The sequence below is a fragment of the Streptomyces sp. NRRL S-337 genome (genome assembly GCF_000720175.1).
Taxonomy (GTDB): domain Bacteria; phylum Actinomycetota; class Actinomycetes; order Streptomycetales; family Streptomycetaceae; genus Streptomyces; species Streptomyces siderophoricus.
Window position 1 is genome coordinate 96,707 of record NZ_JOIX01000013.1, and the last position, 12,964, is coordinate 109,670.

Sequence of the window (12,964 nt, forward strand, 5' to 3'; positions counted from 1 at the left end):
AGCAACACCTGGGCGTTATCCGCTTTGTTGCTGGTGGCGACCGGTGATGCGCACGAGAGCCGTGCGACTACCGAGTGTTACCGGAGCCTACTCCCCGGGCCACTCCGGATCCCGCTTCTCGTTGAAGGCCGCGACGCCCTCCGCCCGGTCCCCGGAGAAGGCCACGCTGCGCCAGGCGCCGTCCTCCACCTCCAGTCCGGCCCGCAGGTCCAGCCCGTGCCCCAGCCGCAGGGCACGCTTGGCGGCGCGCAGCCCGACCGGGGAGTTACGGGCGATCCGGGCCGCCAGCTCCAGCGCCTCGGCCCGGTCCTGCCCGTCCGCGACCAGCTGGTCGACCAGCCCCAGCTCCGCGGCCTCCGGCGCCGGCACCCGCCGGGCGGTGAACACCAGCTCGGCGGCGCGCGCGGCGCCCACCCGGCGCGGCAGCAGCTGCGTCCCGCCGCCGCCGGGGATGACGCCCACCGAGACCTCCGGCAGGCCGACCACCGCGGTACCGTCCGCGACGATCAGATCGCAGGCCAGCGCCAGCTCGAAGCCGCCGCCGAGCGCGAAGCCGTGCACCGCGGCGATGGTGGGCACCGGCAGTTCCAGTACGCCGGTGTAGGCGGCGCGGGTGTGCGGACGCTGGCGCATCAGGTCCGCGTCCGTGAAGGAATTGCGCTCCTTGAGGTCGGCACCCACGCAGAACGCCCGGTCATGGGTGGAGCTGAGCACCACGGCCCGTACGGAACGGTCCGCGGCCAGCTCGGCGCAGGCCTCGGCCAGCGCGTCGGCCATGGCCGTGGAGACCGCGTTCATCGCCTTGGGCCGGTCCATGACCAGTTCCGCCGCGAAACCGTGGCGCCGGACGGCGACCCAGCCGTCCGCACCGAACCGCCGCTCCTCTTCCTGACCCTGCATCCGGCCCTCCCTGTTAACGAGCGTTGACCTGACGGACTGCTGGGATCATGCCAGGCGCGCGCTCCGCGGAACAGGGCCGACCGCGCACGGAACGGACCTGCCGGAACGGGCACGCCCGAACGGGCGCGGCGGAAAAGCGGCGGGCTCAGGTGCGGCGGGTCAGCAGCCAGGGCTCGACGACGCCCAGTCCGCGCACCGGGCGCTGCCACATCGGCTGGAGCGCGAAGCGGTACGACGGCGGCGGTTCGCCGGTGCCCTCCTCGGCGGCCTTCTCCGCGGCCGCGGCGTCCGCCTCGGAGACCGGGGCGTCACCGATCCGGCCCAGCTCCTCGGCGAACGCCTCGTCCACCAGCACGGTGTCCTTCGGCGCTATCGAGGTGAGCCGGCTGGCCAGATTGACGGTCGTACCGAATACGTCGCCCATCCGGGTCGTCACCGTGCCGAAGGCGATGCCGACCCGCAGCTCCGGCATGGTCTCGTCATGGGTCATGGTCTCGATCAGCCGCAGCCCGATCTCGGCGGCCACACCGGCGTCGTCGGCGGAGAACAGCACCTCGTCCCCGAGGGTCTTGATCAGCCGGCCGCCGTGCGCCGCCACCAGGTCCGAGCAGGTGGTCTCGAACGCCTCGACCAGCTCGCCGAGTTCCTCCTCCTCCAGGCGCCGGGTCAGCCGGGTGAAGCCCACCAGATCCGCGAAGCCCACGGCCAGCCGCCGGTCGACCATTTCGGCGTCGTCCTGGGCCCGGACGACCCGGCCGGTCGCGGCGGCGAGCTGGCGCCGCCAGACGTAGACCAGGAACTCCTCCAGCTCGGGGAGGAGCAGCTCGACCAGCGGGTAGGTGATCTCGGTGCGGGTCAGGCCGGAGTCCTGGGGCTCGGTGAGGCCCTCCAGGAAGGAGTCGATCTGCCAGTCGGCCAGCCGGGCGGTGGTCTGGCCCGTGGAACGGGCCACCTGAATGGCCATCGCCTCGCTCAGCAGGCCGGCCTCGACCAGACCGGCGAGCCGGCGCAGGGCCAGCACGTCGGCCTCGGTGAGCGCCTTGACCTGGCCGATGTCGGCGAAGCCCATGGCCCGCCAGAAGCGGGACGCGAGGTCCATCGAGACCCCGGCGCTGCGGGCCGCCTGGAACGGCGTGTACCGGCGGTCGGCGCCGAGGATGAGCTGTTCGAGGCGGATGGCGATGTTGTTCTCGTCGCCGTCGTCGCCGGCCCCCGGGGGGTCGCCGGGCGGGACGTCGCGTACGGCATCGCCCTCGGTGGCCACATCGCGCGGGGTGGCGCCCGAGTCGTCGGCACTCACCGGCCGCTCCCTGTCCGATCCCTGCGCACTGCCCTTCCGATCACTGCTCGCCCGTGGCCCGCTCCCCGGCGGACCGCCTCAACGATACGGCAGGTGTGCTCTGGCTCACTCTCACATGTCGGCCCTGACCACGGAAGAGGTGTGGACACGCCGCCCGGTGGGGCCGGTCGGCCCGCCCGGCGCGGGGGCTCAGCGGGGGGCGCATGCCGGGGTCCGGGAGGGGGTTCATCAGGAGCCGTCCGCCGGGCGCAGATGGATGATGTCACCCGCCCCCACGGGCTGCTGCACACCGTCGGCGGTGGCCAGCACCAGCCGCCCGTCACCGTCGATCGCGACCGCCTCGCCGGTGATCTCCTGATCGCCCGGCAGTTCCGCGCGCACCGAACGGCCCAACGTGGCGCAACCGGCCGCGTAGGTCTCCTGCAGACGGCTGCGGACCGGGTCGCCGTCGGCGTCCTGCCACCGGCCGTACCACTGCTCCAGGGAGCGCAGCACGGCGCGCAGCAGCGGGTCGCGGTCGGTGTTCTGCGCGCCCGCCAGGGCCAGCGAGCCCGCGGTCGGGACCGGGAGTTCCTCGGCGGTCAGGGTGACGTTGAGGCCGATGCCGACGACGACGCCGGAGCCGGCCCGTTCGGCGAGGATGCCGCCGGTCTTGCGCTCCTGGCCGTCGACCGTGACGAGCAGGTCGTTGGGCCACTTGAGTGCCGTGTCGACGCCGGCCGCGCGGGACAGGGCCGTTGCGGTGGCGACGCCGGCCAGCAACGGCAGCCAGCCCCAGCGCTCCAGGGGGGCGCGGGGGGTGAGGAAGACGGAGAAGAAGAGGCCGGAGCGCGGGGGCGCCGACCAGACGCGGTCGAGCCGGCCGCGGCCGGTGGACTGCTCCTCGGCCACCAGAATGGCGCCCTCGTCCTCGCCCTTGGCGGCCCGGGCTGCCAGGTCGGTATTGGTGGAGCCGGTGGCGGGCACGACGTCCAGACCGGTCCACAGGCCGTCGGGCCGGACCAGCGCCCGGCGCAGGGCGGTGGCGTTCAGCGGGGGCCGGCCCAGATCACTCCAGCGGCCGGCATCTTTGTCCCGGTTTCCCGGTGGTTGAGGAGTCATGGCACCAGCCTAGGTGTGGTCAACGACGCAGTGCCGCTGAGCAGTCCCGCCGATACGCTACGGATTGGTAGCCACACACGTACCACCCTCAGTACGAGCACCAGTCCAGGACGAGCAGGAGCCGCATCCCGATGTCCGAGCCGGAAGCAAACATCCACACCACCGCGGGCAAGTTGGCGGATCTGCAGCGGCGGATCGAAGAGGCCACCCACGCCGGTTCCGCCCGCGCGGTGGAAAAGCAGCACGCCAAGGGCAAGTTGACAGCGCGTGAGCGCATCGACCTGCTGCTGGACGAGGGCTCGTTCGTCGAGCTGGACGAGTTCGCGCGGCACCGTTCGACCAATTTCGGGATGGAGCAGAGCCGCCCGTACGGCGACGGCGTGGTGACCGGCTACGGCACCGTCGACGGCCGCCCGGTGGCCGTCTTCTCGCAGGACTTCACGGTCTTCGGCGGGGCGCTCGGCGGGGTCTTCGGCGAGAAGATCGTCAAGGTGATGGACTTCGCGCTGAAGACCGGCTGCCCGGTCATCGGCATCAACGACTCCGGCGGCGCGCGCATCCAGGAGGGTGTGGTCTCGCTCGGCATGTACGGCGAGATCTTCCGCCGCAACACCCATGCCTCGGGTGTGATCCCGCAGATCAGCCTGATCGTCGGCCCGTGCGCGGGCGGTGCGGTCTACTCCCCCGCGATCACCGACTTCACCGTCATGGTCGATCAGACCTCGCACATGTTCATCACCGGACCCGACGTCATCAAGACGGTCACCGGCGAGGACGTGGGCTTCGAGGAGCTGGGCGGGGCGCGGACGCACAACACCACCTCCGGCGTGGCGCACCACATGGCGGGCGACGAGAAGGACGCCATCGAGTACGTCAAGGGCCTGCTGTCGTACCTGCCGTCCAACAACCTCTCCGACCCGCCGGTCTTCCCGGAGGAGGCGGACCTGGAGACCTCGGACGCCGACCGCGAGCTGGACACGCTGATCCCGGACTCGGCCAACCAGCCGTACGACATGCTCACGGCCATCGAGCACGTCCTGGACGACGGCGAGTTCCTGGAGACCCAGGCGCTCTTCGCGCCGAACATCGTCACCGGCTTCGGGCGGGTCGAGGGCCACTCGGTCGGCGTGGTCGCCAACCAGCCGATGCAGTACGCGGGCACCCTGGACATCAAGGCCAGTGAGAAGGCCGCGCGGTTCGTGCGGACCTGCGACGCGTACAACATCCCGGTGCTGACCTTCGTCGACGTGCCGGGCTTCCTGCCGGGCACGGACCAGGAGTACGACGGGATCATCCGGCGCGGCGCCAAGCTGATCTACGCGTACGCCGAGGCGACGGTCCCCCTGATCACGGTGATCACCCGCAAGGCGTTCGGCGGCGCGTACGACGTCATGGGCTCCAAGCACCTGGGCGCGGACCTGAACCTGGCCTGGCCGACCGCGCAGATCGCGGTCATGGGCGCCCAGGGTGCGGTCAACATCCTGCACCGCCGCACGCTCGCCGCGATCGAGGACCCCGCGGCGCAGGAGGAGCGGCGCCAGGAGCTGATCCAGGAGTACGAGAAGGCCCTGCTCAACCCGTACGTGGCGGCCGAGCGCGGCTACGTCGACGCGGTGATCACGCCGTCCGAGACCCGCCGGCACATCGTCCGGGGGCTGCGCACGCTGCGCAACAAGCGCGAGTCGCTGCCGCCGAAGAAGCACGGCAACATCCCGCTCTGACCGGCCGGTACACGGCGGGGACCGGCAGTACACGGCGAGGACCGGCAAAGACCGGCGAAGGGAGCCGTCTCGATGATCAAGGTCGTACGGGGCAATCCGACACCCGAGGAGCTGGCCGCCGCACTGGCGGTGGTGCAGGCCCGGGCCGCGGCGGCCGCTGCCGCCGGGCCCGGGGACGGCGAGGGCGGCAGGACCGAATGGGCCGATCCGGCGGCCACGGTCCCGGCGCGGTCACGGCTGCCGCACCCGGGGCCGCGGGCCTGGCGGACGAGTTACTGGCCGCGCTGAGCGCTCACCGGCCGGTGCGTGCCGGCCGGCCTCTCCGACTGATCGATGCATGATGCATTGACTAGTCCTTCGGACCGTGGCGCCTGAGTACGCGTACTCAGGCGCCACGAGCGTCATGGGCACAGGATCGTTACATGTTGTGGTCCGATCCGCCCGATGAGCCGCCCGAGGAGCTGCGCGACGCGCAGGCCAAGCTCCGCCGGCTGGGCATCGTACTGGCCGTCGCCGCAGTGCTGCTGATGGTCATGCTCTCGGAGCGCTGACCCGGCCGGATCCGCGCCCGGCACCCGCATCGACCCCGCGTCGACCCGCGGGCGGCCGTCCGGGGGAGGTAACACTCACACCGCCCGGCTGTTCCCGACCGCAACCATCCCCCCGCCTTTCGCATCTTTCCCTCCTGACAGCGCAATTCGGACGCCCGGCCTCCGGACCGGCCGCCGACGGGGAGTGGGAGAGCGATGAACAGGCCGCTGAGACACATAGCCGTCTTCTGCGGGGTACTGGTACTGGCTCTGCTGGTACGGGCGACCTGGGTCCAGTTCGTCCAGGGCGACGACCTGGCCAACGACCCGAACAACCGCCGCGTGAAGATCGAGGCGTTCTCCTACCCGCGCGGCAACATCATCGTGGGCGGCAAGCCGATCACCGGTTCCGTGGCGACCTCCGGCGACTTCAAGTACAAGCGGACGTACACCGACGGCCCGATGTACGCCCCGGTCACCGGCTTCGCCTCCCAGGCCCAGGGCACCACTCTCCTCGAAGGCATCTACAACAAGCTCCTCAGCGGCAAGGACGACAAGCTCGCCCTCAAGCGGGCCCAGGCCATCCTGACCGGCGAGAAGCCGCGCGGCGGCGATGTCATCACCACCATCGACCCCAAGGCGCAGAAGGCCGCCTACAAGGGGCTGACCGAGCTGAACGCCAAGGGCGCGGTGGTCGCCCTCGACCCGCGCAACGGCCGGGTCCTCGCGCTGGCCTCCACCCCCTCGTACGACCCCTCGGTCTTCTCGGGCATCTCCAACTCCGAGGCCCGCAAGTTCAAGGCGCTGGACGCCGACAAGGACAAGCCGCTGAGCAACCGGGCCCTGCGCGAGACCTACGCCCCCGGCTCCACCTTCAAGATCGTCACCGCCGCCGCGGCCCTGGAACACGGCGTGATCACCGACATCGACACCCCCACCGGCGCCCCCGCCCCGTACCAGCTGCCGCTCAGCACCACCAAGATCGGCAACGACGTGGCCGGTGCGCCCTGCGACAAGGCGTCCCTGAAGACCGGTATGCAGTGGTCCTGCAACAACGTCTTCCTCGACACCGCACTGAAGGTCGGCAAGGACAAGATGCGCGAGACCGCCGAGAAGTTCGGCTTCAACTCCGACGTCTACGACGAGGAGCTCGGCGACCTGCTGGCCACCAAGAGCCTCTACCCGGACAAGCTCGACAAGCCGCAGACCGCGCTCACCGGCATGGGCCAGGGCAGCCTGACCAGCACCCCGATGCAGATGGCGATGGTCGCCGCGGCGATCGCCAACGACGGCAAGCTGATGACGCCGCACATCGTCGACGAACTGCGCGGCCCCGACCTGACCACGATCCAGAAGTTCGAGCCGAAGACGATGTCCCAGGCCGTCTCCGCCGGCACCGCGAAGAAGGTGCAGGAGATGATGGAGTACACCGCCTCGGACGGCACCGCCTCGAAGGCCAAGATCGACGGCGTGACGGTCGGCGGCAAGACCGGCACCGCCCAGCACGGCGCGAACGTCAACGACGAGCGGCCCTACGCCTGGTTCGTCTCCTACGCCAAGCAGAGCGACGGCTCCTCCCCGGTCGCGGTCGCCGTCTTCGTCGACCCCAAGGACATGGACATCCCGCGCTCCGAGATCGCCGGCGGCAAGCTCGGCGGCCCGATCGCCAAGCAGGTCATGCAGGCCGTCCTCGGCAAGTAGTCCGCCCGACCCCGGCCCGGCCCGGCTCCGTACGATGGCGGGCATGACCGAACAGCCGCACCCCCGCCGTCTCGTCCTCGCCTCCCAGTCCCCCGCCCGGCTGGGCCTGCTGCGCCAGGCCGGGCTGGCGCCGGAGGTCATCGTCAGCGGCGTCGACGAGAACGCGGTCACCGCCGACAGCCCCGCCGAGCTGGCCCGGGTCCTGGCCGAGGCCAAGGCCGCCGCGGTCGCCGACCGCCCGGAGGCGGCCGGTGCGCTGGTCGTGGGCTGCGACTCGGTCCTGGAGCTGGACGGCCGGGCGCTGGGCAAGCCGGCCGACGCCGAGGACGCCACCGCCCGCTGGAAGTCGATGCGCGGCCGGTCCGGCGTGCTGCAGACCGGCCACTGCGTGATCGACACCGCGGCGGGCGGCCGCCGGGTCTCCGCCACGGCCTCGACCACGGTCCGTTTCGGCGAGCCGACCGACGCCGAGATCGCCGCCTACGTGGCGAGCGGCGAACCGCTCTTCGTCGCCGGCGCCTTCACGCTCGACGGCCGCTCCGCGCCCTTCATCGACGGCATCGACGGCGACCCCGGCAACGTCATCGGCCTGTCCCTGCCGCTGCTGCGCCGCCTGCTGGCCGAACTGGACGTCCCCATCACCGACTTGTGGACCTGAGCCGCCGGCACGGCGGCTCGTCACGGGGGAACGGATCACAGGGGGGGAACATGACCGACCACGCGCCGGCGCATGCCGCGACGGCTCACACGGCGCTCAACCACAACGTGGGCCTGCTCATCGGGCTGCTCGTCGTCGCCCTGATCATCCGCCGCCAGCTGCGGACGCGTCCGGTGCGGCCCCGGGCGTCGCTGATCGGCCCGGCCGTGCTCGGCGTCCTGGGCGTGGCCTCGCTGGCCTTCGGCGTGGCCTCGGTCGTCAAGGAGCACCCGCTGACGCCGCCCACCATCGCCCTGGTCGTCGCCACCCTGGTCATCGGGGTGCCGCTCGGCCTCGTCCGGGCGACGACGGTACGCGTCTGGCACGACCCGGAGCGCGGCGCCCTGCGCAAGGGCACGCTGATCACCACCGCCCTGTGGCTGGTGTCCGCCGCCGTGCACGCCGTCATGGCGGAGTGGATCGACCACACCACGGCGGCCGGCCTGCTGGGCTTCTCGACGCTCTACCTCTACCTGTGCGTGACGTACGGCGTGCAGGGCCATATGGTGCGCCGGCGGGCGGCCGGACTGCCGTCGTGACGTGGCCGACGGGTGGGGCGTCCCCGGGCGCCGATATCCGGACGCCTGGCGGCCGGCCGGCCTCTACCCTGCCCCCATGGCAACTGTCGTCGAACTGATCAGCTACCCCGTCAAGGGCTGCGCCGGTGTGCCGGCGGACGGGGCGGAGCTCACCGAGGCCGGGCTCGCCCATGACCGCGCCTTCCTGGTCGTCAGCGCGGACGGCGTCTTCCGCAGCCAGCGCACCGATCCCGGCCTGGCGGTGATCCGCCCGGAGGTCAGCGCCGACGGCACCCACCTCACCCTCTCCGCCCCGGGCGCCGAGCCGCTGCGCTGCCGCATCGAGGACGGCACCGCCTCACCCGCCAGGGCGGACGTGACCATGTTCGGCGCGCCCTACCGGGCCGTCGACCAGGGCGAGGCCGCCGCCGGGTGGCTGTCCGAGGTCCTCGGCGCGCCCAGCCGGCTGGTCCGCGTACCGCCGGAACACGACCGGGTGACCGACGGCCTCACCCCCGGCACCTCCGGCTTCGCCGACTCCAGTGCCGTCCACGTCATCTCCCGCGCCTCCCTCGACGACCTCAACTCCCGTATCGCCGCGGCCGGCCGCGCACCGGTCCCGATGACGCGCTTCCGCCCCAACATCGTGGTGGACGGCTGGGACGCCCCGCAGACCGAGGACCGCGCCCGGCGGGTCACGGTCGGCGGCGGCGAACTGGGCTTCACCAAGCTCGCCATCCGCTGCGCGGTCACCCTCGTCGACCCGGCGACCGGCACCAAGGCGGGCCCCGAGCCCCTGCGCACCCTCGCCGGCTACCGCCGGGTGCCCGAGGGCGGCGTCGCCTTCGGCGCGAAGTTCTCCGTGACGGCCACCGGAAAGCTGGCGGTCGGCGACGCATTCCACGTCACGTCCTGGGGAACCGATTGACCCGATGTGCCCGGTCGGTCCGACCGGGCCGGGTCCGTCCACCCAAGGAGTGCGCAGATGCCCCGGATCCTGCTCGTCGCCGGTGACGCCACCGAAGACCTGGAGTTCTTCTACCCGTACCAGCGGCTGCTGGAGGAGGGCTACGAGGTCCACGTCGCGGCCCCCGCCCGTAAGAAGCTGCGGTTCGTCGTGCACGACTTCGCCCCGGACTTCGACACCTACGTCGAACGCGAGGGCCACTCCTGGCCGTCCGACGTGGCCCTGTCCGAGGTCGACCCGGCGGAGTACGCCGCGCTGGTCCTCCCCGGCGGCCGGGCCCCCGAGTACCTCCGCAACGACACCGACTACCGCCGCGTCGTCACCCATTTCTTCGACGCCGACAAGCCCGTCGCCCACATCTGCCACGCGGCCATCACCCTGGCTCCGCTCGGCGTCCTCAAGAACCGCCGCACCGCCGCCTACCCCGCCTGCGCGCCCGACGTGGAGCTCGGCGGCGGCACCTTCGTCGACGCCTCCGCGGTCGTCGACGGCAAGATCGTCTCCGCCCGCGCCTGGAACGACCACCCCGAATGGATGCGCGCCTTCATGGAGGTGCTGCGGGAACATGCGCCGGTGAAGGGGTGACAGGTGAGCCATGTCAGGGGCCCCGGGATTCCTCCCGGGGCCCCTGGCCACCCCTGTGCCGGCACCGGCGGCCGGCCCGCTCCGCCCGCGACGCGCGACGCGGGTGACGCGGGTGACGCCGCGTCAGGCGTCGCGCACCTCAGAGCGCGCCCGGTGCCGCCGGTCGCGGTCCGTTCGGGGGACCGCCGGCGGACGGGCCGCCGGCGGACGGTTCACCGGCCGGGTCGCCGTCCGCGGGGGCGCGCCCCTCCCCGTACGCCACCAGCGTCAGCACCAGGAGCGCCAGTACCACCATCAGCGCGAGGAACGCGGGCCAGCCGGCCAGGCCGACGGCGAGGGCACCGACGATGCCGTGCACCACCGCGGCGCTGATGAGGACGATCCGGGCGAAGCCGCCGGGGGCCCGGTCGCGGACCGCCGTGCGGACCAGGATTCCCGCGCAGAACAGAAGATAGAGACCGAAGACGGCACCGGCTATCCAGGAGCCGGCGGACATCGCCCGTGGATCGAGGCCCGCCAGCGACATCTGCTGCTTGTCCACGACGATGCTCAGGATCCAGTTGAGCAGCACGATGCCGCACGCCTCCAGGACCAGTACCACCGCCGCAACCAGGGCCACCGGTCGTCGCGCCACCTCATCCACCCACTTCCACCAAGTGCCGGGCCCGATGCCGGTGCCGCGCGCACAGCCGCCGCCCGGAGTCAAAGAAGGGCATCGCGCACGCTACTAATGGGTAATAGCCGGGGCAAGGGTTCTGCACGAGTGGGTGCGGGACGCCGCGCGAACCACGGCCCCCGGCCGCTCCCGGCGCGCCCGGCGGACGCAGCGGCCCGCAAAGTTTCCTTCGCCCATTCGTAGGGACTCCACAAAGAATTGACGATCCGCTGGATGCGGAACGTTCGAGATCTAGGCCACACCGCGTCCCGCGCCGGAGCCCGGGAATCCGGGCCTACCCTGGGATACCAGGGGACTTAGGTCCCTCACTGGCGCCCCGAGCACACTCCGTGTGGGAAAGCTCACCCCAGGGAACGGGTCGGCACGCGGTGTCGCCAGTCCCTAAAATCGCCGCATCCCTTTGTTGCGGCGAAGCGCCAAGGAAGGACCCATCGTGCGCAAGGTGCTCATCGCCAACCGTGGCGAAATCGCTGTTCGCGTTGCCCGTGCATGCCGGGACGCGGGGATCGGCAGCGTCGCTGTCTACGCCGACCCCGACCGGGACGCACTGCACGTCCGCGCGGCAGACGAGGCATACGCCCTGGGCGGTGACACTCCTGCCACCAGCTACCTGGACATCGCCAAGGTCCTGGCTGCGGCCGCCGATTCGGGCGCGGACGCCATCCACCCCGGCTACGGCTTCCTCTCCGAGAACGCCGAGTTCGCGCAGGCGGTGCTCGACGCCGGGCTGACCTGGATCGGCCCGCCCCCGCAGGCCATCCGCGACCTCGGCGACAAGGTCGCGGCCCGGCACATCGCCCAGCGCGCCGGCGCCCCGCTGGTCGCCGGCACCCCCGACCCGGTCTCCGGCGCGGAGGAGGTCGTCGCCTTCGCCAAGGAGCACGGCCTGCCGATCGCGATCAAGGCGGCCTTCGGCGGCGGCGGCCGCGGCCTGAAGGTCGCCCGCACCCTCGACGAGGTCCCGGAGCTGTACGACTCCGCGGTGCGCGAGGCGGTCGCCGCCTTCGGCCGCGGCGAGTGCTTCGTCGAGCGCTACCTGGACCGCCCGCGGCACGTCGAGACCCAGTGCCTGGCCGACAAGCACGGCAACGTGGTCGTCGTCTCGACCCGTGACTGCTCGCTGCAGCGCCGCCACCAGAAGCTGGTGGAGGAGGCCCCCGCGCCCTTCCTGACGGCCGAACAGAACGCCGAGCTGTACCGCGCGTCCAAGGCCATCCTCAAGGAGGCCGGCTACGAGGGCGCGGGCACCTGCGAATTCCTCGTCGGCCAGGACGGCACCATCTCCTTCCTGGAGGTCAACACCCGCCTCCAGGTCGAGCACCCGGTCACCGAAGAGGTCACCGGCATCGACCTGGTCCGCGAGATGTTCCGGATCGCCGACGGCGAGGAGCTCGGCTACGGCGACCCGGCGCTGCGCGGCCACTCCTTCGAGTTCCGCATCAACGGCGAGGACCCGGGCCGCAACTTCCTCCCCGCGCCCGGCACCGTCACCCGGTTCGACGCGCCCACCGGCCCCGGTGTCCGGCTGGACGCCGGTGTCGAGGCCGGCTCGGTCATCGGCCCGGCCTGGGACTCCCTGCTGGCCAAGCTGATCGTCACCGGTGCCACCCGCGAGCAGGCCCTGCAGCGGGCCGCCCGGGCGCTGGCGGAGTTCACCGTCGAGGGCATGGCCACCGCCATCCCGTTCCACCGCGCGGTCGTCCAGGACCCCGCCTTCGCGCCCGAACTCACCGGCTCCGCCGACCCGTTCACGGTCCACACCCGCTGGATCGAGACCGAGTTCGTCAACGAGATCCCGCCGTTCGCCGCGCCCGGCGGCGAGGAGTCCGAGGCCGACGCCCGCGAGACGGTCGTCGTCGAGGTCGGCGGCAAGCGCCTGGAGGTCTCGCTGCCGTCCTCGCTGGGGATGCCGCTGGCCCGGGCCGCGGTCGCCGGCGGTGCCAAGCCCAAGCGCAAGGCCACCAAGAAGGCCGGCAGCGCCGCCTCCGGCGACGCCCTCGCCTCCCCGATGCAGGGCACCATCGTCAAGGTCGCCGTCGAGGAGGGCCAGCAGGTCACCGAGGGCGAACTGGTCGTCGTCCTGGAGGCCATGAAGATGGAGCAGCCCATCAACGCCCACCGCACCGGCACGGTCAAGGGCCTGACCGCCGAGGTCGGCGCCGCGCTCACGTCCGGCGCGGTGATCTGCGAGATCAAGGACTGATCCGCGGCAGCGGTCCGCACGACGCGTGAGGGGCTCCCGGCAGCGATGCCGGAAGCCCCTCACGC

The 12,964-nt window shown here is 72.1% G+C and carries 13 protein-coding genes; 9 read left to right on the forward strand and 4 right to left on the reverse strand.

Going from position 1 to position 12,964, the window contains the following annotated elements; translation table 11 throughout:
- Window positions 1–87: 87 nt before the first annotated feature.
- The 3 genes from IG62_RS0112370 to IG62_RS48585 all read right to left on the reverse strand — a co-directional run bounded on the left by IG62_RS0112370 (window position 88) and on the right by IG62_RS48585 (window position 3,301).
- A complete protein-coding gene (locus IG62_RS0112370) occupies window positions 88–900 on the reverse strand; it encodes an enoyl-CoA hydratase/isomerase family protein (protein WP_030413125.1) in 813 nt (270 codons plus the stop codon).
- A gap of 145 nt (window positions 901–1,045) precedes the next feature.
- Window positions 1,046–2,200, reverse strand: coding sequence for an adenylate/guanylate cyclase domain-containing protein (locus IG62_RS48580; protein WP_030800998.1), 1,155 nt, complete (start codon window positions 2,198–2,200; stop codon window positions 1,046–1,048).
- Window positions 2,201–2,428: 228 nt separating this feature from the next.
- Window positions 2,429–3,301, reverse strand: coding sequence for a biotin--[acetyl-CoA-carboxylase] ligase (locus IG62_RS48585; protein ID WP_030801001.1), 873 nt, complete (start codon window positions 3,299–3,301; stop codon window positions 2,429–2,431).
- A 131-nt stretch (window positions 3,302–3,432) separates the two neighbouring features.
- Between IG62_RS48585 and IG62_RS0112385 the strand changes: the two genes are divergently transcribed.
- The 8 genes from IG62_RS0112385 (at window position 3,433) to IG62_RS0112420 (ending at window position 10,020) form a co-directional block, all read left to right on the forward strand.
- Window positions 3,433–5,022: an acyl-CoA carboxylase subunit beta gene (locus tag IG62_RS0112385; protein ID WP_030801003.1), complete on the forward strand. Its 1,590-nt coding sequence runs from the start codon at window positions 3,433–3,435 to the stop codon at window positions 5,020–5,022.
- Between the two features lie 72 nt (window positions 5,023–5,094).
- Entirely contained in the window at window positions 5,095–5,310 is a 216-nt protein-coding gene (locus tag IG62_RS0112390; protein ID WP_030801005.1) for an acyl-CoA carboxylase epsilon subunit, read from the forward strand.
- A gap of 134 nt (window positions 5,311–5,444) precedes the next feature.
- Complete coding sequence (gene mmpB / locus IG62_RS49510) at window positions 5,445–5,573, forward strand: morphogenic membrane protein MmpB (protein WP_267887871.1); 129 nt, start codon at window positions 5,445–5,447, stop codon at window positions 5,571–5,573.
- A 195-nt stretch (window positions 5,574–5,768) separates the two neighbouring features.
- Window positions 5,769–7,253, forward strand: a complete 1,485-nt coding sequence (locus IG62_RS0112400; RefSeq protein ID WP_030801010.1) for a peptidoglycan D,D-transpeptidase FtsI family protein — start codon at window positions 5,769–5,771, stop codon at window positions 7,251–7,253.
- A 43-nt stretch (window positions 7,254–7,296) separates the two neighbouring features.
- Window positions 7,297–7,911: a nucleoside triphosphate pyrophosphatase gene (locus IG62_RS0112405; protein WP_030801012.1), complete on the forward strand. Its 615-nt coding sequence runs from the start codon at window positions 7,297–7,299 to the stop codon at window positions 7,909–7,911.
- Window positions 7,912–7,961: 50 nt separating this feature from the next.
- Window positions 7,962–8,489 (forward strand): hypothetical protein, encoded by a 528-nt coding sequence (locus tag IG62_RS0112410; protein WP_234326437.1) that lies wholly within the window; start codon window positions 7,962–7,964, stop codon window positions 8,487–8,489.
- 76 nt (window positions 8,490–8,565) lie between these two features.
- The gene (locus IG62_RS0112415; protein WP_030801017.1) at window positions 8,566–9,396 is read left to right on the forward strand and encodes an MOSC domain-containing protein; all 831 of its coding nucleotides are present in this window, start codon (window positions 8,566–8,568) and stop codon (window positions 9,394–9,396) included.
- 57 nt (window positions 9,397–9,453) lie between these two features.
- Entirely contained in the window at window positions 9,454–10,020 is a 567-nt protein-coding gene (locus IG62_RS0112420) for a DJ-1/PfpI family protein (protein ID WP_030801019.1), read from the forward strand.
- A 139-nt stretch (window positions 10,021–10,159) separates the two neighbouring features.
- On the opposite strand, the gene IG62_RS0112425 is transcribed toward IG62_RS0112420, so the two are convergent.
- A complete protein-coding gene (locus tag IG62_RS0112425; protein WP_234326439.1) occupies window positions 10,160–10,639 on the reverse strand; it encodes a hypothetical protein in 480 nt (159 codons plus the stop codon).
- 490 nt (window positions 10,640–11,129) lie between these two features.
- On the opposite strand from IG62_RS0112425, the gene IG62_RS0112430 reads away from it, so the two are divergent.
- Complete coding sequence (locus tag IG62_RS0112430) at window positions 11,130–12,899, forward strand: acetyl/propionyl/methylcrotonyl-CoA carboxylase subunit alpha (RefSeq protein WP_030801024.1); 1,770 nt, start codon at window positions 11,130–11,132, stop codon at window positions 12,897–12,899.
- The last annotated feature ends 65 nt before the right edge of the window (window positions 12,900–12,964 follow it).

Coding starts and splice junctions, on each gene's coding strand:
- IG62_RS0112390 (WP_030801005.1), top strand. CDS start 5,095: ATGATCAAGGTCGTACGGGGCAATCCGACACCCGAGGAGCTGGCCGCC.
- IG62_RS0112405 (WP_030801012.1), top strand. CDS start 7,297: ATGACCGAACAGCCGCACCCCCGCCGTCTCGTCCTCGCCTCCCAGTCC.
- IG62_RS0112400 (WP_030801010.1), top strand. CDS start 5,769: ATGAACAGGCCGCTGAGACACATAGCCGTCTTCTGCGGGGTACTGGTA.
- IG62_RS48585 (WP_030801001.1), bottom strand. CDS start 3,301: ATGACTCCTCAACCACCGGGAAACCGGGACAAAGATGCCGGCCGCTGG.
- IG62_RS0112385 (WP_030801003.1), top strand. CDS start 3,433: ATGTCCGAGCCGGAAGCAAACATCCACACCACCGCGGGCAAGTTGGCG.
- IG62_RS0112410 (WP_234326437.1), top strand. CDS start 7,962: ATGACCGACCACGCGCCGGCGCATGCCGCGACGGCTCACACGGCGCTC.
- IG62_RS0112420 (WP_030801019.1), top strand. CDS start 9,454: ATGCCCCGGATCCTGCTCGTCGCCGGTGACGCCACCGAAGACCTGGAG.
- IG62_RS0112415 (WP_030801017.1), top strand. CDS start 8,566: ATGGCAACTGTCGTCGAACTGATCAGCTACCCCGTCAAGGGCTGCGCC.
- IG62_RS0112370 (WP_030413125.1), bottom strand. CDS start 900: ATGCAGGGTCAGGAAGAGGAGCGGCGGTTCGGTGCGGACGGCTGGGTC.
- mmpB (WP_267887871.1), top strand. CDS start 5,445: ATGTTGTGGTCCGATCCGCCCGATGAGCCGCCCGAGGAGCTGCGCGAC.